The 16039-nt window shown below is 70.8% G+C and carries 17 protein-coding genes; 6 read left to right on the forward strand and 11 right to left on the reverse strand.

The genetic code is table 11. The features are described 5' to 3' along the window. The first annotated feature begins 58 nt into the window (after positions 1–58). Positions 59–1144, forward strand: a complete 1086-nt coding sequence (locus tag ACGFRB_RS09255) for a phosphotransferase (protein ID WP_393241007.1) — start codon at positions 59–61, stop codon at positions 1142–1144. Here ACGFRB_RS09255 and ACGFRB_RS09260 read toward each other — a convergent pair. From ACGFRB_RS09260 to ACGFRB_RS09305, 10 genes are all read right to left on the reverse strand, one after another. Next, positions 1141–2172, reverse strand: coding sequence for a glycosyltransferase (locus ACGFRB_RS09260; RefSeq protein WP_393241010.1), 1032 nt, complete (start codon positions 2170–2172; stop codon positions 1141–1143). The two genes, ACGFRB_RS09255 and ACGFRB_RS09260, sit on opposite strands and share 4 nt — an antisense overlap. Before the next feature lie 6 nt (positions 2173–2178). After that, positions 2179–2793, reverse strand: coding sequence for a hypothetical protein (locus ACGFRB_RS09265; protein ID WP_393241013.1), 615 nt, complete (start codon positions 2791–2793; stop codon positions 2179–2181). Further along, entirely contained in the window at positions 2787–3698 is a 912-nt protein-coding gene (locus ACGFRB_RS09270; protein WP_393241016.1) for a PIG-L deacetylase family protein, read from the reverse strand. The genes ACGFRB_RS09265 and ACGFRB_RS09270 overlap by 7 nt, the downstream gene beginning before the upstream one ends. Further along, on the reverse strand, positions 3695–4426 hold the full coding sequence (locus ACGFRB_RS09275) for a glycosyltransferase (protein WP_393241019.1): 732 nt from the start codon (positions 4424–4426) through the stop codon (positions 3695–3697). The genes ACGFRB_RS09270 and ACGFRB_RS09275 overlap by 4 nt, the downstream gene beginning before the upstream one ends. Next, positions 4423–5304 (reverse strand): phosphotransferase enzyme family protein, encoded by an 882-nt coding sequence (locus ACGFRB_RS09280; protein ID WP_393241022.1) that lies wholly within the window; start codon positions 5302–5304, stop codon positions 4423–4425. Before ACGFRB_RS09280 ends, ACGFRB_RS09275 begins: the two co-directional genes overlap by 4 nt. Next, complete coding sequence (locus ACGFRB_RS09285) at positions 5301–6188, reverse strand: glycosyltransferase family 8 protein (RefSeq protein WP_393241025.1); 888 nt, start codon at positions 6186–6188, stop codon at positions 5301–5303. The genes ACGFRB_RS09280 and ACGFRB_RS09285 overlap by 4 nt, the downstream gene beginning before the upstream one ends. Before the next feature lie 65 nt (positions 6189–6253). Then, positions 6254–6448 (reverse strand): hypothetical protein, encoded by a 195-nt coding sequence (locus tag ACGFRB_RS09290; protein ID WP_393241028.1) that lies wholly within the window; start codon positions 6446–6448, stop codon positions 6254–6256. Then, a complete protein-coding gene (locus ACGFRB_RS09295) occupies positions 6445–6891 on the reverse strand; it encodes a hypothetical protein (RefSeq protein ID WP_393241031.1) in 447 nt (148 codons plus the stop codon). The genes ACGFRB_RS09290 and ACGFRB_RS09295 overlap by 4 nt, the downstream gene beginning before the upstream one ends. 194 nt (positions 6892–7085) lie before the next feature. Then, on the reverse strand, positions 7086–8288 hold the full coding sequence (locus ACGFRB_RS09300; protein WP_393241034.1) for a helix-turn-helix domain-containing protein: 1203 nt from the start codon (positions 8286–8288) through the stop codon (positions 7086–7088). A gap of 88 nt (positions 8289–8376) precedes the next feature. Further along, the gene (locus tag ACGFRB_RS09305; RefSeq protein ID WP_393241037.1) at positions 8377–9030 is read right to left on the reverse strand and encodes an HAD-IA family hydrolase; all 654 of its coding nucleotides are present in this window, start codon (positions 9028–9030) and stop codon (positions 8377–8379) included. Between the two features lie 161 nt (positions 9031–9191). Here ACGFRB_RS09305 and ACGFRB_RS09310 point away from each other — a divergent pair, with 161 nt between their 5' ends. Next, the gene (locus ACGFRB_RS09310; protein ID WP_393241040.1) at positions 9192–10202 is read left to right on the forward strand and encodes a protein-L-isoaspartate O-methyltransferase; all 1011 of its coding nucleotides are present in this window, start codon (positions 9192–9194) and stop codon (positions 10200–10202) included. Positions 10203–10472: 270 nt separating this feature from the next. Here ACGFRB_RS09310 and ACGFRB_RS09315 read toward each other — a convergent pair whose 3' ends face one another. Next, entirely contained in the window at positions 10473–11093 is a 621-nt protein-coding gene (locus ACGFRB_RS09315; RefSeq protein ID WP_393241546.1) for a TetR/AcrR family transcriptional regulator, read from the reverse strand. Positions 11094–11521: 428 nt separating this feature from the next. Here ACGFRB_RS09315 and ACGFRB_RS09320 point away from each other — a divergent pair, with 428 nt between their 5' ends. The 4 genes from ACGFRB_RS09320 to ACGFRB_RS09335 all read left to right on the forward strand — a co-directional run bounded on the left by ACGFRB_RS09320 (position 11522) and on the right by ACGFRB_RS09335 (position 15880). Then, positions 11522–12493: a tetratricopeptide repeat protein gene (locus tag ACGFRB_RS09320; protein ID WP_393241043.1), complete on the forward strand. Its 972-nt coding sequence runs from the start codon at positions 11522–11524 to the stop codon at positions 12491–12493. A 652-nt stretch (positions 12494–13145) separates the two neighbouring features. Further along, positions 13146–13802 (forward strand): DUF6230 family protein, encoded by a 657-nt coding sequence (locus ACGFRB_RS09325; RefSeq protein ID WP_393241046.1) that lies wholly within the window; start codon positions 13146–13148, stop codon positions 13800–13802. 133 nt (positions 13803–13935) lie between these two features. After that, on the forward strand, positions 13936–14565 hold the full coding sequence (locus ACGFRB_RS09330; RefSeq protein WP_393241049.1) for a DUF6114 domain-containing protein: 630 nt from the start codon (positions 13936–13938) through the stop codon (positions 14563–14565). Beyond that, positions 14555–15880 (forward strand): hypothetical protein, encoded by a 1326-nt coding sequence (locus ACGFRB_RS09335; protein WP_393241052.1) that lies wholly within the window; start codon positions 14555–14557, stop codon positions 15878–15880. Before ACGFRB_RS09330 ends, ACGFRB_RS09335 begins: the two co-directional genes overlap by 11 nt. Positions 15881–16039: the final 159 nt, after the last annotated feature.

A 16039-nucleotide genomic window follows, 5' to 3' on the forward strand; every position in this document is an offset into this window, starting at 1 on the left:
CCCGCACGCCTCACCACGCAGGAAACCGCGGAATGCGATGAGGTGGGATCAGTGATCCTTGTGCGTCCACATGGCCGACTCCCGTATCGTCGCCAGCGTGACCGACGCGAATGTGGCGGACAGGACGCGTATCCCCGCAGACGATCTTGCCGAGCTGATCAGGGCATATGACATCGACGAAGTGCTGGATCGGCAGCACCTGGCCGATGGCCTCATGAATGTGAACTGGCAGCTGGACACCCGGGGCGGGAGGTTCGCCCTCAAGCGGGTCACGGACGTGCCACTCGACCGACTGCGTCGCAACCTCGCGGTCCTTCCCGTCCTGGCTTCGTACGGCGTCCCCGTACGCGCCCCGCTCCCCACCGTCCACGGCGATGTGATCGCCGAGGTCCGCGGTGGCGTCTACTGCCTCGTTCCCTGGTCGGCCGGGGAACACGTGCGCGGAACCGACCTGTCGCAGGCGCAGACGTCCGAGCTCGGTGCGCACCTCGCGGGACTCCATACGGCACTCGGCCGTGCTTCCGGTGAGGCCGGGATGCCCGCCGTGCCGACCTCGGTCACCGCTGAGGTGACCGAGGCCGGACGAGCTCTCGAGAAGGCTGACCGGCTTGCCGCAGCCGTGTCGGCCCGGGGTGCGGGTGACGCTTTCGACAGGGCTGCCGGTATGGCCCTTGAAGAGCGGAAGATCCTCCTGGACAAGCACGCCCACCTGCGCCCCGAGGGAAACGCCCCTGCCGGACCGCATGGCTGGACGCACGGTGACTTCCAGTACCGGAACCTCCTCTGGGCGGACGGCAAGCTGGTCGCGGTTCTGGACTGGGACCGGCTCGGCGTCCGCCCGTACGCGGAGGAGGTCGTCCGTACGGCGCAGGTGCAGTTCGGGGTGGAGGGCGTCTTCGACCTGGAGCGGGTGTCGGCGTTCGTGGCCGGGTACCGGTCGGTGATCCCGTTGGAGTCGGCCGATCTGGGCGATGCCGTGCGCCGCCTGTGGTGGAAGCGGATGACGGACTTCTGGCAGCTCGAATTCCACTACGACCGGGGCGACCACTCCTGCGACGAGCTGTTCCTCGCCGACGAGGCGCTCCTTCACTGGTGGACGGAGCGGCTCGACGTGGTGGAGCAGGCGTTCGCCGGGTCTGCCTAGATCCCCAGCTCCCGGAGCTCGGGCAGGCACGACCGCGTGAACGTGACCGCCCGGCGCCGGGCCCTCATGCCAAGCGCCTCGCGGCCCGCCTCCCGGATCGCGCGCGCCCACGTCTCGGGGCCCGCTGCGCTCGGCAGGACGATCCCGGCGTCGCCGATGGCTTCGGGGATGCCACCCCGGTCGGTCCCGATGGTCGGGACGCCGTGGAGCGCGGCCTCGATGATCACGCGAGGGAAAGCGTCATCCACCACGGAGGGGACCAGCAGCAGGTGGTGGCTGCGGTACAGAGGCCCCATGTCATACACGCGGGGCACGTACGTCACGTTCGGGTAAGCGGCGAAGTCAGCAGCGGTGTCCCACCAACCTTCGACCAGGGTGAAGTGCTGCTCCGGTATGAGACGGATGAGCTGGTGCAGTAGCTCGGATCCCTTGGCGGGGATGGGGTTGATCATGAGTACGGACGCGGTACGGGCCTCGCCCGAGCTCTCGCCGGGCAGCGCGAACGGCGGGTACACCACGGCGAGGCGGGTGCCAGGCGTGTGGGGTGCGCGTGCCCGGACGAAATCCGACACGGCGAGGCCGTGGTGGGGTCGGCCAGCGAGGACGCCCAGGCCGGTGGCGGAGATGGAGTGCAGGAGGCCGGCGACGAGCGCGGTCGGCCTGGCCTGCGCGGCAAGCTGCGCCGAGCCTTCCTGCGAGGTGAACACGACATCGGGGCGGAGCTCTCCCAGGAGGCTGCCCAGCGCGTGCCCCACGTTGTTCTGCATCAACGCCGCACACTCGACCCCGTTCCACCGGTAGCGCAGGGTGCCGTCCGCCTCGTCGTACGGCACGCGATGCCTGTCGAGGTGGGCGCGCATATCGGGGAGCTGCGAGGTTCCGTCCCAGGGCGCCTCGTGTGAGCCGAGGTAGGTGACGTGCCAGCCGGCGGCGGCGAGTTCCTCGGCGAGGAGTTGCTGGGTGACCTCGGCGCCGCCGATGAGGAACGGGGGCGGGGTGCGGCGCCAGGCGAACAGGGCGGTGGGCATCTTGCTTCACCTCGCCCAGAAGGTGACGAGGGCTTCCACAGCCTGGGCCACATCGTGCGGCCCCGCGTCGGCGGCCAGGACCGTGAGCTCTCGCGTCACTGGCTGGCGGGGCGTGTGGACGAAGTAGTCGCGGGCGTGGCCGAGGAAGCCCGGCTCGTGGAGGAAGTACTCGGACTCGGCGGCGGTGTGGCCGGCGGTCTTGCGGCGGAGGTGGAGCGTCTCGGCCGGTACGTCGAGGTAGAGGGTGTGGTGAGGGCGCAGGAATGGGAGCCTCCTGAGCCGGTCGCGGAGCTGGTGGTGTACGCCGTACCCGAACAGAGCGTCCAGGGCATACGCGTGGGCGAGGAGGGTGTCCACGGACCGGTCGAGGATGACCAGTTGCCTGCCGCTCGCGGCGGCCTCGGCGACGCGGGTCGCCTCGATCTCCATGAACCTCTCGAAGGCGGCGAGTTGGGCAGCCGCCGAGTCGGTGCGGGCCAGTGGGATGTCGTCGCGGTGGTCGATGTGCTTGACGTAGCAGTCGGAGACGAACGCCCGCGAGCCGGGGGTGGTGTGACGGAGGTGGCGTATCGCCGTGGACTTGCCTGCGTAGGAGGGGCCTTCGAGGGCGATGATCAGCATGTCGGCGCCTCCGTCCGGTAGAAGCGTTCGGCGTAGAGGCCAGGCCCGTCGACGAGGTCGGCCGCCGTGGTGAAGGCGTGCCGGATCGGACGGTACGTCTTCCGGGCCGGGTACATCTGCGAGCCGTGCATCCGCAGGACCGTGACCTTGTCGAGTACGACGTCGGTGATGTCGACGAGCTCGGGCCGCATCGTCGCCCCCGTACGCGTACGGAAGAGGCGCTGGTCACAGCCGGCGAGCGCGTACGTGGACCAGAACGCGAGGTCCTCCCAGAACCAGCGGCAGCCGAGGCGGACCGCCGCCTCGTGAACGAGGAGGTGGTCGGGGTGGCGGGTGACGGCGGCGGGCGCGAGGAGTTCGGCCCCGGGATGAGCAACGACGATCCGGCGGAGCTCGTCCGTGGTCCGGTCGAGCGCTTCGGGGGTGTAGGGACGGTACGGGGGCTCGGCGTCCTTGTGGCCGAGGAGGTGTCGGCGGGCGGCGAAGGGGGCGAGCGCGGCGGCGCCCTCACGGTCACGCAGCTCGGAGACGGTGTCGACGTCGGCGTACGTGGTCTCCAGCGCGGGGTGCACGCTCCGGGAGCGGGCGAAGACGGTGACCACGGTCAGCGGTCGGGGGTGGGCGAGGAAGGCGCCCGAAGCGGAGAGGGCGAAGTCGTCGTGATGGGGCTCGATGACGAGGACCGGGTGGTGGCTCGCGGGGGTGCGGGCTTCGAGGTAGTACGGGACGCGAGTGTGGGGTGCCGTGACCTCCAGGACGCGGTGGTCGTGGGTCCGGTGGCGGGCGGCCAGCTGCTGGGTGTGCGCGTGGTGGGCGCGGTGAAGGTCGTCGGGGAAGGTGTAGATGCCGGTTCCGTCCGGCACGGGCAGGGTCAGGTGCGGTTCCACGGTGGTTCCCTTCGTCATCGCACGGTCGTCTCGTACCAGTGGCGCCACATGCGGGGCGACCGGAGGCGCAGGCGGGCGGTGACGGGGTTCTGCCACCAGAGCATCCGCAGGCTCGACCACTGGTCATAGCGGCGGGTCGACGGGCGCACGCGCAGTTCGTCGAGGATCGTCACGGGCCGTTCGGTGGCCTGGCCGTGGGCGGTGAGCCGGGCGAAGAACTCCACGTCCTCGCTCATGAACAGGTCGTCCCGGTACCCGCCGATGTGGCGGAAGGCGTCGGCGGTGCAGAACTGGTTGACGCCCTGGGCGCCGCCGCACCGGGTGCGGTAGTGGTCCCAGTACGCGCACAGCAGGCGGGCGCCGAGCCGTTCGGGCGTGTAGAGCGGCGGGATGGCGCCGCCGACGGCCCCGGCGTCCATGGCGGCAGCGGCGGCGGTGACCGCCTCCAGGGGCAATGCCACGTCGGCGTCGGTGAAGAAGAGGCGTCCACTGCGGGCGGCGCTCGCTCCGGTGTTGCGGACCCGGCCGATGTTGCGAACGGTCTCGGTGACGACGCGGACACCGAAGGAGGAGGCCATGTCGGCGGTGGCGTCGGTGCTGGCGTTGTCGACGACGATCACCTCTCCCGTACGGCCGGTGATCTCCTCCCAGCGGGTGAGGGAGGCGAGGACGGAGGGCAGGTAGCGGGGCAGGTAGGCGACCTCGTTGAAGGCCGGGATCACTACCGACAGGGCGGGGGTGCTCATCGGTGCGTCCTTTCCGGGCGGCGCGTACGGAAGAGGTGCGGGGTCCGCCGGCTGAGGTCGTCCAGGCGGCGGGCCCACAAGGCGCGGTCGTCGCCAGGGGAGGAATGCGCCCAGGAGCGCAGGGTGTGGAAGACGACCCAGGCGCCCAGCAGGTGGTGATCGAGGGCAAGGGGGTAGGCGTCGGTGACCGTGCGGGCCCGGAGGGGCGAAAGGGCGTCGGTCATGACGAGGGTCTGGGCGACGTCGGACTCTCGGGGTCCGGCTGCGGCGTCGGTGAAGTCGATCAGGTGGCGGATGGCTCGGGGGCCGGCGATCACGACGTTGTCGCCGTGCAGGTCGCCGTGGCACCACACGGACGCCGTGTGGACGGCGTCGGTGATGGCGGCCAGCGCGGGCGCGATGCGGTCGAGGCTGCTGGGCGGGCAGCGGCGGCCCAGTGAGGTGACCTGCTCGTGGAGCGGCCAGCGCGGGGCCCACGGCCGGACGGGCGCCCGGTGCAGGCGGCCGAGCAGGCCGGCCAGGTCTTTCAGGGCTCGCTCGTCGGAGATCCGGCCGGAGCGCATGGCGCTGCCGAGGGTGAGCGGGCCGAGGTCGGCGGTGACCAGGGCAGTCGCCTCGTGGCCCGGAATGTGGCCGTATCCGATGAGGGCTGGTACGGGGACGTGGTCGGCCACGGCCCGGATGACGGCGCTCTCCGTGATCGCGTTGCGGCGTGCCGTTGCCGCGTACAGCTTGATCACGACACTGTGTCCGTCGGCCAGGCCCACCCGGTACACAACGGTGCGCGTTTGGGTGGACAGCCGGCGGGCAGTGCGGGCCGGTACCCCGGTCAGGGCGAGGGCGGCACGCGAGACGACGGCCGGGACTGCTCCAGTCACCGCACACCCGCCGGTTCCACGCCGACGGCGCCCAGACTCCGGACGTGACGCATGGCCCTTTCCAGATGCCGCCGGTATTCGACGACCTCCTCCGTGACAGGGCAGTCGGCCTGCCACGGCTTCTCAGGACCGACGAAGTGCACGAGGGCGGCAGCCGGATCGGGCTTCGGTGACCTCGTGACGACCCGGCGTACCCAGTTCCCGCGTTCCAGGAATCGGCCGACCTCGAACCGGTTGAAGCCGCCGGCCACCGGGCGCACTCGGCCGGATCGCAGAAGCCACAGGTTCAGGGCGTCCTGGTCGTTGTGGAGGATGTGGCGCCGGGCATGGATCAGGGCCTGCTCGACGCCCCTGCGGACGCGGGGCATGTGGTCGGCGTGGGTCCAGAGGACACCCGCGTTGAAGTACGGGCGTCCACGCAGGTGGGGCCAGCGCTCGGAGGCTCCGGGCAGCGCCGGGCACTCGCCGACGGCCGGGTTGAACTCGTCCCGCACGGCGCCCGTCTCGTACGGCCCGAGAGAGCCGAGCGGCTCGCTCACGTCTCCGCGTACGAGCACGTCGGCGTCCACATAGATCAGATAGGGACGGCGGACGAAGCTCGGCGCGAACTCGAACCGCAGATAGGTGGTGACAGTGATGTACGAGGCATCCGCCATGCGCGAGGAGCGCAGAGGGGCACAGCGGCGGAGATCGAAGGAGCCGAAGCCGGTCCGCTTGGCGAGATCTGCGAGGAGGAGGGCCTGCGCCGGGGCCAGATCGAGGGTGAGCACCCGTACGGCAGCGTCGCGGCGGGCCGCCGGGGTGAGGCTGTCGGCCAGGCCGGCGAGGGCGGCGAGGCCGGGGACGAGGTACTGCTGGTCGATGCAGAGGCCGAACGCGTACACGGGGACTTCGCCTTTCGGGCGTGATGCACGGGCGTGACGGAAGGGGAGACAGCGAGTGCGGGCGCTCACTGCCTCTCCCGGGCTTCGGAGCGGGCGAGGATTTCGAGGCTGTCGGGGTCCTCGGTCTCCCAGTGATGGCCACCGCCGGTCGGCGGTCGCAGCACCCACACGGTGCCGCCGGCGCGGACGTCGGTGACGATCGCCCGCTGCCCGTCACCGTCCCGCACGAGGTCGCCGACCCAAGCACGCTGGGCGCTCACGAGCCGCCCTCCTCGTGCGTGTCCGGCTGCGGGAAGCAGCCGGAGGCCGCGTCCGCGATGTCGCGACGGCGACGGGCCTGTCCGGAGGTTCGACGGGCGGGGATGCCGTTCGACGCGTCCGCGAGGAACCCTCCCCGGTCGCGGAGGAGGACACCGAGTGCCGCGAACTGGGCCGCGTCGGCAGCGACATGCGTCGGGCCGCTGACGACGACGCCCCGGATCATCCCGGCGGACAGGGCGGCCGTGACGGCCTGCCAGCCCGGCCGCTCCGCGAACGGCAGGGCCGGATCGGGGTCGGACCAGGCGCCGGCGACGTGCCAGTGCCGGGCGTCGGCGTAGTAGCGGCCACGCTCCTCACTCTCACCGAGGGTGGTGGAGGTGGTGGCGCAGGAGTAGACGGCGACGGGTACGTGCCCGAGGCCGCCGGGCGGGTTGTTCGGCATGCCCACAAGGCTGCTGGGCTGCGGAGTTCGGGCCCAGGCACGGCCCGTCGCAGTGGAGAGACACCGCATCCGGTCGGACCGCCACGTCCCGTGGCATCGGAAGCAAGGGCGCCCTAAGGTGTGCCACGCCCCGTAGCAGTCGCGCTGATGGCGCGCCCGTACCTACTACGGGCCGTGGTACTTCGACTCGTAGGTCAACGCACCCCGAGAGGTACGCCTGCGGAGTTCGCCAGTCCTCGCAATCGGTTGATGGACACGCCAGCGAGTCGACTGATGATGACGCCGGGAAGCATCTGGTGGCGCACCCATCCCGGGGCCATCTCGCAGACAGCCTGGAGGGTGTCTGCGGCAGCATCCCACCGTCGGCATTCGACCTGAGTGAGGGCGACGTCCAGGCCGTAGCGCGCTCGTGTGGCCAGGGGCACCGTGTCGTCCAGACGGACGGTACCCATGAGCCGCAGCGCGCCGGCCGTGTCGCCGAGGGCCACGGCGATACTCATGGCCTGCGTGGCGGCATACATCGGTCCGTACGGCTGGGCATGTGCGCCACGGGCATGTTCGTCCCCGATCCGGGCTGCGACGGCGTGCGCCTGGGAGAGGTATTCGCGAGCGTTGTCCAAACTGGTGCCGCCTCGGGAGGCGGCGACGGCGGCGTTCGTGACGAGCTGCCCGTACACGCTCAGCCGGTCCGGGTCGCGCTCGCTCATCTTGGGCTCGATCCGGTCGGCTTGTGCTGCGGCAAGGAGAAAGCCTTGCTTTGTCCGGCCGTCGCGAAGATTGACCCACGCGGTGGTGGCGGCAAGGTGCGCATCACGGAGATCATCCCCACTCTGCACGGCAATCTGGCGTCCGTACGTCAGCGCCGCGTACGCCAGGTCGCGCGAGCCCAACACATTGGCGGCCATGCCCGCCGTCTGGAAGGTGTCGGTCAAGACGCCGGCGGCAGCTTCCCGCTCATCGAGGCCGGCCGCGTCGAACCTGGCCCGCACCTCGGGAAGGAGCCGCCCAAGGAGAGCGCCCAGCTCGGTGTACCGGCCTCCCCAGTACGCGGCGTCCGCACGACGGACGACGGCGCGGAGCTCTTCGACGGTGCCTGGCTCGACATCGGCGGGAATGCCGATGGCCGCGTCATGGGTGGCTGCGGAGACCAGTCGCAGCGCGGCCCGCTCGTCTCGGTCCATGGACCGCCGTGGAGCCTGCTGGCCAAGGAGCACGGCGATGTCCGTCCCGAGCGCGTCGGCGATCGACAGCAGGGACGGAAGCGAAGCCGTTCCACCGCGTTCGAGTTTGCGGACCACGCCGACGGACACGCCGGCCGCCTCCGCCAATCGCTCCTGTGTCATGCCGCCGCGCAGCGCCTTCAAGCGCTCAGAGGTGGTGTACTCCGACCACTGCATGCTCCAGAACCTCCGCGTGATGGGCCCCACACGGACAGTACTGACTGGAGCGGTGAGCCGACAGCCTTTGATCAGAACGCGGGTGAGTTCAGGCGGCGAGCGCCGCCGTGACACCGAGAAGGGCCTCCAACTCGGTCACGGACTCGTCCTCGTCCGTGACATGGACCGTGGCGATGCCCAGATCGGCGGCGGGAGGGAGGTTCGCCGCGTGATCGTCCACGAACACGCACCGCTCGGCGGGCAGCCCGATTCGCTCCAGTGCGAGTTCGTAGATCGCCGGATCGGGCTTCGCCATGCCGACCAGCTCGGAGACGATGTGCACGTCGAACAAGTCCCAGATGCCGACGTGCTCGTACGGGTTGAACGGGTCGAGACCGAAGCTGTTGGACAGCAGGGCAAGCCGGTGACCGGCGGCACGTGCGGCTCGTGCGAGCGCGACCATCCGACGGGCCGCCGGCACCCCGGCCCAGGCCCGCCCCATCAGGTTCACAGGATCCACATGCGCACCCAGCAACGGCGCCGTGCCCTCGTTCCACTCGGCCTGGCCGATCTCGCCGATCTCCAGAGCCGTGTACAGACGTCGCCCCTCGGGGTGGTCGTTGAGAGTGCTGCGCCACGCGCCCGGAGCCAGGCCTTCCGACACGCACCAGGCGCGGTGGACATCGATCGGGCTGGCGGTGAGCACCCCGGCGAAGTCGAGGATCAGGCCGCGCCTGTCGGCGACATCAGTCCTGTGCGGCATCCGGTGATCGTTCCTTCCCTGAAGGGTTCTCTCGGCGACGCTACCGCGCATCGACCGTGCGTGGACTGACGGCTGCCGCCCTGACGATCTGACCCGTGTCCCTCACCCATCCGGGCCAGTTGTCGCATACGAGTGCCCTCTACCCCTCAAAGGAGTGAGCTGTGACGGCCGTCGTCGAGATCGCAACGAGCGTCCCCGAACGCCACTACACCCACCACCACGGCCGGGGAGAGACCCCGCATCGCTCCAACCCCGCCGTGATCCTCCGCGAACTCGGCACCCTCGATGTCCACGAGGGCATGCGCATCGCGGAATTCGGCACCGGCTCCGGCTACTCCAGCGCCCTGCTCGCCGAACTCGTCGGCCCCACCGGCACCGTGACCAGCCTCGACATCGACCCCTACCTCGTGAGGTGGGCGAACCTCATCCACCACGAGCGCGGCCTCGACCGTGTCCGCTGCCACGTCGCCGATGGCACCGCCGGCTGGCCCGAAGAGGCGCCGTACGACCGGATCATGGCCTGGTGCACCCCGCCGCTGCTGCCCATGGCCTGGGTGGACCAGATCGCCGACGGCGGCGTGATCGTGGCCCCGCTGCCGATCGCTGCCGTGCCCAACATGACCGTCGTCGCCAGGATTCGGGTGACTGGTGGTGTGCCCACTGTCGAGAAGGCGTTCCCCGGCGGCTACATCGAGGCCACCGCCTCTCCGAAGGGAAACCTGGACCTGCCCGGCCGATGGGTGGACTGGGAGAACCGGGCACCGGCCCCGTCGTGGATCTCCATCGCCTGGCGGCAGCGTGACGACCACCTCCACACGGGGGCCCGCACCGTGCTCGCGCACCTGACCGGGGATCCCTGCGTCGAGCCGTACGAGGAGGGCGACCTCGACTGGCCGTCCTGGCGCACCTTCGCCGCTGCCCAAGCTGATCCACAGCTCACCATGGCCGGGCTCACCCCTGACTTGTGGGCCATCGGCCACTCCACCCCGACCGCATCCGCTGTCATCCAGCAGGACGGCATGATCCTCGCGAACGAGGCCGGCTCTCCGTCCCTCGCGATCCTGCGCGCCTGGCTGTCCGCCTGGGAGGCCGCCGGCCGCCCGGCTCCCGAGACCTACACCCCCTCCCTGGCCCAAGGCGGGGAAGGGTGGCACCTGCGCCTGTCCCGGTAGGGCCGGCTCACGACGCGGCCAAGGGGAGCGGGGGCGACCTCATTTCCCAAGCCTTTCCCCCACCCCCCATCACCAAGGGCGGGCGGCTACGCCCACCCACCCCATCCCCCACTCAAGCGGGAGGGGTGCGGGGTGGTGCGCAGACGACGGACCGGCCCACGCGCACCCACCACGAACCCCCAGCGCACCGGCCCCAGCACCCCGGACGCGCCCCCACGCCCCGTACCACCACCCGCACAGCGCAGCGCCCCCGCACAGCTCAGCGCAGCGTCACCCCACCGCCCCCAACCCCCCGATCAGCAACGCCGACAACCGCGTCGCCCACGCCCCGTCCACCCGCTCCGCGCTCACCAGCGCGCGATGCACGACCGCTCCCGCCACCACGTCGAAGATCAGGTCGTCCGTCATGGCGACCGCCTCCGCGTCGCGCCCCGCCGGCAGTTCCCCGCGTGCCTGCGCGCGCTCGCGCCCGGCGAGGACGAGGCGTTTCTGGCGTTCGACGATGGAGGTGCGGATGCGTTCCCGCAGGGGCTCGTCGCGGGTTGATTCGGCGACGACGGCCATGAGCGCGGTCTTGGTCTCGGGCCGTTCGAGGAGCGCCGCGAATTGCACGACCACGTGTTCGATGTCGGCTTGGAGTGAGCCCAGATCGGGTAGTTCGAGTTCGTCGAAGAGGACGGCGACGGCGTCGACGACGAGTTCGTTCTTGTTGGCCCACCGCCGGTAGAGGGTGGTCTTGGCCACCCCCGCGCGGGTGGCGACGTCTCCCATGGACAGTTTCGACCAGCCGAGGTCGACGAGAGCGGCCCGGGTCGCCTCCAGGATCGCCTCTCCGGCCTCGGCGGAGCGGGGGCGCCCGGCGCGGCCGCGGGGGCTGGAGGAGTGACACATAGGGGACATGGTCGACGACCATACCCGTCAGTAGGTATTGCGCCAGGGGTCGGTGATGTGAGGCAGTTCACGCCGGATCGGGGCCCGAGTGTCTGGTGGGACGATTACGCTACGACGCGTAGCGAAAGACGGCGGCCGACACCGGCCGGCTCCTCGCGACAACCACCGCGCCGGGTGGGGACCCGGCGCACGCGGTACGGCAGTTACGGCAGTTGCAGCAGTACGCACGAGCATGACGGGCGCCATGCCCGAGCGTGACGGGCCTCGCGCCCGGCACCACGTACGCCGCGCCAGGCACGTACAGGCATGTACGAGCCGGGGCGCGTACGGATGAAACGAAGCGAAGCGAGACCGCGCCTTCCCGCCCCGGACGGCCCGGTTCGCCCGATGCTTACCGTTCACGCGCGCGGAAGGGGGAGGATGGGACCATGCAGCCCCGAAACATGTCCATGAGCGGCGTCGTCGACCTCGCCGCGGTGAAGGCGGCCGGTGAGGCCAAGGCCAAGGCGGAGCAGGCGCGCGCCGAAGCGGCGCGGCACGGCGGTACGCCGGCCGTGACCCCGTCCGCCCTGGTGATCGACGTCGACGAGGCCGGCTTCGAGTACGACGTCATCCAGCGGTCCGCCGAGGTCCCGGTCGTCATCGACTTCTGGGCCGAGTGGTGCGAGCCCTGCAAGCAGCTCGGCCCCCTGCTGGAACGTCTCGCCGTCGAGTACAACGGCCGCTTCCTGCTGGCCAAGGTCGACGTCGACGCCAACCAGATGCTGATGCAGCAGTTCGGCATCCAGGGAATCCCGGCCGTGTTCGCGGTCGTCGCCGGTCAGGCCCTGCCGCTCTTCCAGGGTGCGGCGCCCGAGGCGCAGATCCGGGAGACCCTGGACCAGCTGGTGCAGGTCGCCGAGGAGCGCTTCGGCCTCACCGGTCTCCAGGTCGACCCGGACGCGGCCGGCGGTGCCGAGCGCTCCGCCGACGTGCCCGCCGGTCCGTACGACGCCCTGCTGGACGCGGCCGTGTCCGCGCTCGACGCCGGCGACATGTCCGGCGCGATCCAGGCGTACAAGAACGTGCTCGCCGACGACCCGGCGCACCCGGAGGCCAAGCTCGGTCTCGCGCAGGCCGAACTGCTCGCGCGGGTCCAGGCGATGAACCCGGGCGAGGTGCGCAAGAACGCCGCCGAGAACCCGGCCGACGTCACGGCGCAGATCGCCGCCGCGGATCTCGACCTGGCGGGCGGTCATGTCCAGGACGCCTTCGGGCGGCTGATCGACACCGTGCGCCGCACGGCGGGCGAGGACCGCGACGCGGTCCGGGTCCGGCTGCTCGAACTGTTCGAGGTCATCGGCCCCGAGGACCCGCGGGTGACCGCGGCGCGACAGGCCCTGGCGAGCGCTCTGTTCTGACCCTTCCCGTCCGATCCTTCCGATCGGCCCTTCCCGCCCGATCCTCCCCGGCCTCCGAGGCCGCCCGCGCCCGTCCTGGCCGGGGACGATTTGGCGACACGGCGACATCCGGCGACCGCGCTTTACCAAAACTTGGTAAACGCGGTCGCTGTTACTTGCAGTAAATCGGAACCCGCTTTCTGTCCGGGTTCGCGCGCCTCCCTCCCTCTTTATGTCGTCACGCGGCGACACCCTCCGTACCCGCTTGGTGTCGGTGTGTCGCACCATGGTCATCAGGTCGTTACCAGCGGGTAATGAACCCTCTTGTGCGGGCGCCCGGAATGGACCACGATCGGCCACGCTCGGTCCGACACCGCACCAGCCCGGCACACCCGCCGAACGGCGCGGCGGAGGGTCCCCACCGGGCGGGCCGGCGGCCGTGCCGCCGGTCGTGGACAGGGGGGTTCCTGCGCAGACCGGCAGGGCCTGTCCAATCCGGCCGCGCGCACCGCGCGGTCAGTGGTTGTCGCTCGGGGGTGATCGCCGGTGATTCGGACGCACGACGTGCCGCCTGAGCCCTCGGTGTTCCCCTTCCCGAGGACGTAGCACTTCTCCCATCCCAGGACGGGCTCCCAGCCCGCCGGAGATGTACGTCCGAGAAGGAGGATTCTCTATGAAGTCCCAGGTTCGTGGCGGGACGAGATGGAAGCGGTTCGCCGTCGTCATGGTGCCGAGCGTGGCCGCGACGGCCGCGATCGGTGTCGGCCTGGCCCAGGGCGCGCTTGCCGCGTCCTTCGCCATCTCCGGCCAGGAGTTCAAGGTGAAGGCCGACAGCCTGGTCGGTGACAACTTCGTCCAGTACGGCAGTGTCGCCTCGGGCAAGACGCTGGAAGGCAAGGACTTCTCGGCCCCGGTCGCCGTGTCCGGCTTCTCCGAGGCCCGGATCACCAACATGTGCCAGTCCGTGGTGACGCCGGGCATTCTGGGCGTTCTCCCCGACATCACGCTTCAGCTGAAGGCCGGCACCGCGGGTGCGGGCGACGAGCAGCGGCAGGTCTACGCGAAGAACCTCTACCTGGATGTCTCCTCGCTGAAGGCCGACGCCGAGTTCTCGAACATCGACATCGGCGTTGCCGCGGGTGACCTGGGCAAGAAGAGCGGCTTCGGCGCTCAGCCCGGCACCAGGTACAACGAGAACGGCTTCGGTCAGCGCGCCGAGCACGCGAAGCTCACCGGTGTGAAGCAGACGGCGTGGGCGACCACCGCCGGCACCTTCCGGCTGCCCGACCTCGACCTTTCGCTGAAGGTCGGCAAGCAGGAGTGCTTCTGACGCGGAAGTCCATGACGGACTGACTCGTCGGGGTGGGGGGCCGTCGTCTGCGGCCCCCTCACCCGCTCCCGGCCGGGTGAGCCCTCGCCTGGACTCTTCTTCTCAGTACCACCCCTTTCAGGGAGTTGCTTCCATGAGTGCTGCCGAGACCACTATTTCCAGCGGAGTCCGCAAGGAGAGCCGGTTCCGTGTCTGGCGGCAGACCCGGCCTTTCTGGGCCGGACTGTTCACCATGCTCGGTGGTGTCCCGATCGGCTATCTCCCGTACGGTGACGTGCGGTTGGGAAACATCACCCTCGCCATGGCCACGACGGCCGGCGCCGGTGCGCTGATCATCGGCGTCCTGCTCGTCACCCTCGGTCTGACGATGTGGTTCCAGCCCATCGTCCGGGTCTTCGCGGGCATCGCCTCGATCGTGCTCGGGCTCATCTCGCTGCCCGTGTCGAACTTCGGCGGCTTGGGCGTCGGCTTCCTGTTCGCCCTCGTCGGCGGCGGCATGTCGGTGGCGTGGGCGCCGGCCGACCCGGTGGCCGAGACCGATGCCGAGGCCGAGGTCGAGGGCGGGACCGAGGCCGGATCCGTGGTGGCCGAGGCCGCCCCGGGTGAGCACATGCACGACGGTACGGCCGGCACGGCGCGGCTCCAGGCCCCCCAGCAGGACGAGCAGGGCGAGCGGGGCGAGCAGGACGCGCGGGACGCGAAGGAGCCGGCGGCCGAGACGACGACCGAAGCCACCGGTGGGAGGAACCACAGTGCGGGGTGACGAAGCACAGTCGGACGGGGCGCCGGACGAGGCGCCGAGCGGGCCACGGCACGCGGCCCCCCGCAGATCCCTTCTGAGCAAGCTCCACATGCCCGCGGGCAAGGCGATGGCCCTCGCGGCCATGCCCACCGCCGTCCTGGTCGGCATGGGCCTGGCGCCCCGGATCGCCCTCGCCGACGACAAGGCGGACATCCCCTTCGCCCCCGGCCCGTGCGTGACCCGCTCGGACGAGCCGCCGGCCGAGGAGACGACCCCGCCCGAGGCGACGCAGAGCCCGGAGCCGACGGCCTCCGCCACGAGCACCCCGGATGTCCCCGTGACTCCGTCCCCGACCGGGTCCGCGGGCGACGAGCCCTCGCCCGGCGCGACGACCGACGCGGGGGAGCCGGGCCGTCAGCACACGGCCGTACCCGCGCCGCAGACCACGACCGCCGCCCCGGCGGCACCGGTCACGACGCCGTCGCCGGCCACGTCGTACAACCCGCTCGACCCGCTGGGTGTCGGCGACGCGTTGGGGGACCTGTTCCACCTCCCGGGCAGGCCCGCCGCGCCCGCCGCGGCGACGGGCCCGGAGGCCACCACGGAGCCTGCCGCCCCGGGCGCCACGGCCGCCCCGGACGCGACGGGCGGCACGGTGACCGGCAGCACGCCGGCCGCGACCCCGGACAAGCCCGCGACCCGGGAGACGACGGACCCGGCGGCCGACGCGGCCAAGGAAGCCATCCGGAACGCCGCCGAGCAGGCCGGCGCCACCACCGAGGAACTGCCCGACTCCGCCAAGGGCCTGGACGCCACGACGGACACGGACATCCCCGACGGCGCCAAGCCCCGCTTCCCGTGCCCCGAGCCCGACCCGGAGGCGCTGGCGGCGGCCAAGCTAGAGCCCGACCTGGCGCTCCTCCCCGACGACCCGTGGACCCTGGAGTCGACGCTCCTCACCCTCAACGGCCTGGACTACAAGGGCATCGTCGAGGTGAAGACCGGCAGCGGGAAGATCAAGAAGGTCCTGAAGTTCACGGCGAGTTCCGTGGATATCAAGGACCTGCACCAGATGACCGTCGGCCCGGCGGGCACCACGGGCCATGTGAAGTCGCGCCCCGGCTCCACGTCCACGATCCGCGACGGCGAGGTGACGATGTACACGGAGGAGCTGAAGGGCAATCTCTTCGGCCTCATCCCGATCACCTTCAGCCCCCAGACCCCGCCGCCGCTGAACGTCCCCTTCGCCTTCTTCACCAACGTCAAGGTGACCCAGGCCGGCCAGTTCGGCGGCACGCTCAGCGTCCCCGGCCTGGAGAACTACCTGGAGTCCTAGCCTCCCAGGCCCTGTCCGGGGAGTCGTCCGAGCCCTGTGGCCCGCACCGCCCAATGGCATGGTGCGGGCCACAGTCGCGTTTCCGGAGGCACGCTGTTGTGTGTCCGTGAACAAGTTGTTGTGTTTCCGTGGACAAGTTCCCCACCATTTTTCTCGCGA

Origin of the sequence: Streptomyces sp. NPDC048718, from assembly GCF_043198875.1 — a bacterium.
Lineage (GTDB): Bacteria > Actinomycetota > Actinomycetes > Streptomycetales > Streptomycetaceae > Streptomyces.

Bases quoted from the DNA above. Each gene is read 5' to 3' on its own strand.
- ACGFRB_RS09260 (WP_393241010.1), bottom strand. From the start codon at position 2,172: ATGCCCACCGCCCTGTTCGCCTGGCGCCGCACCCCGCCCCCGTTCCTC.
- ACGFRB_RS09265 (WP_393241013.1), bottom strand. From the start codon at position 2,793: ATGCTGATCATCGCCCTCGAAGGCCCCTCCTACGCAGGCAAGTCCACG.
- ACGFRB_RS09270 (WP_393241016.1), bottom strand. From the start codon at position 3,698: ATGACGAAGGGAACCACCGTGGAACCGCACCTGACCCTGCCCGTGCCG.
- ACGFRB_RS09275 (WP_393241019.1), bottom strand. From the start codon at position 4,426: ATGAGCACCCCCGCCCTGTCGGTAGTGATCCCGGCCTTCAACGAGGTC.
- ACGFRB_RS09295 (WP_393241031.1), bottom strand. From the start codon at position 6,891: ATGCCGAACAACCCGCCCGGCGGCCTCGGGCACGTACCCGTCGCCGTC.
- ACGFRB_RS09300 (WP_393241034.1), bottom strand. From the start codon at position 8,288: ATGCAGTGGTCGGAGTACACCACCTCTGAGCGCTTGAAGGCGCTGCGC.
- ACGFRB_RS09305 (WP_393241037.1), bottom strand. From the start codon at position 9,030: ATGCCGCACAGGACTGATGTCGCCGACAGGCGCGGCCTGATCCTCGAC.
- ACGFRB_RS09315 (WP_393241546.1), bottom strand. From the start codon at position 11,093: ATGTGTCACTCCTCCAGCCCCCGCGGCCGCGCCGGGCGCCCCCGCTCC.
- ACGFRB_RS09320 (WP_393241043.1), top strand. From the start codon at position 11,522: ATGCAGCCCCGAAACATGTCCATGAGCGGCGTCGTCGACCTCGCCGCG.
- ACGFRB_RS09325 (WP_393241046.1), top strand. From the start codon at position 13,146: ATGAAGTCCCAGGTTCGTGGCGGGACGAGATGGAAGCGGTTCGCCGTC.
- ACGFRB_RS09330 (WP_393241049.1), top strand. From the start codon at position 13,936: ATGAGTGCTGCCGAGACCACTATTTCCAGCGGAGTCCGCAAGGAGAGC.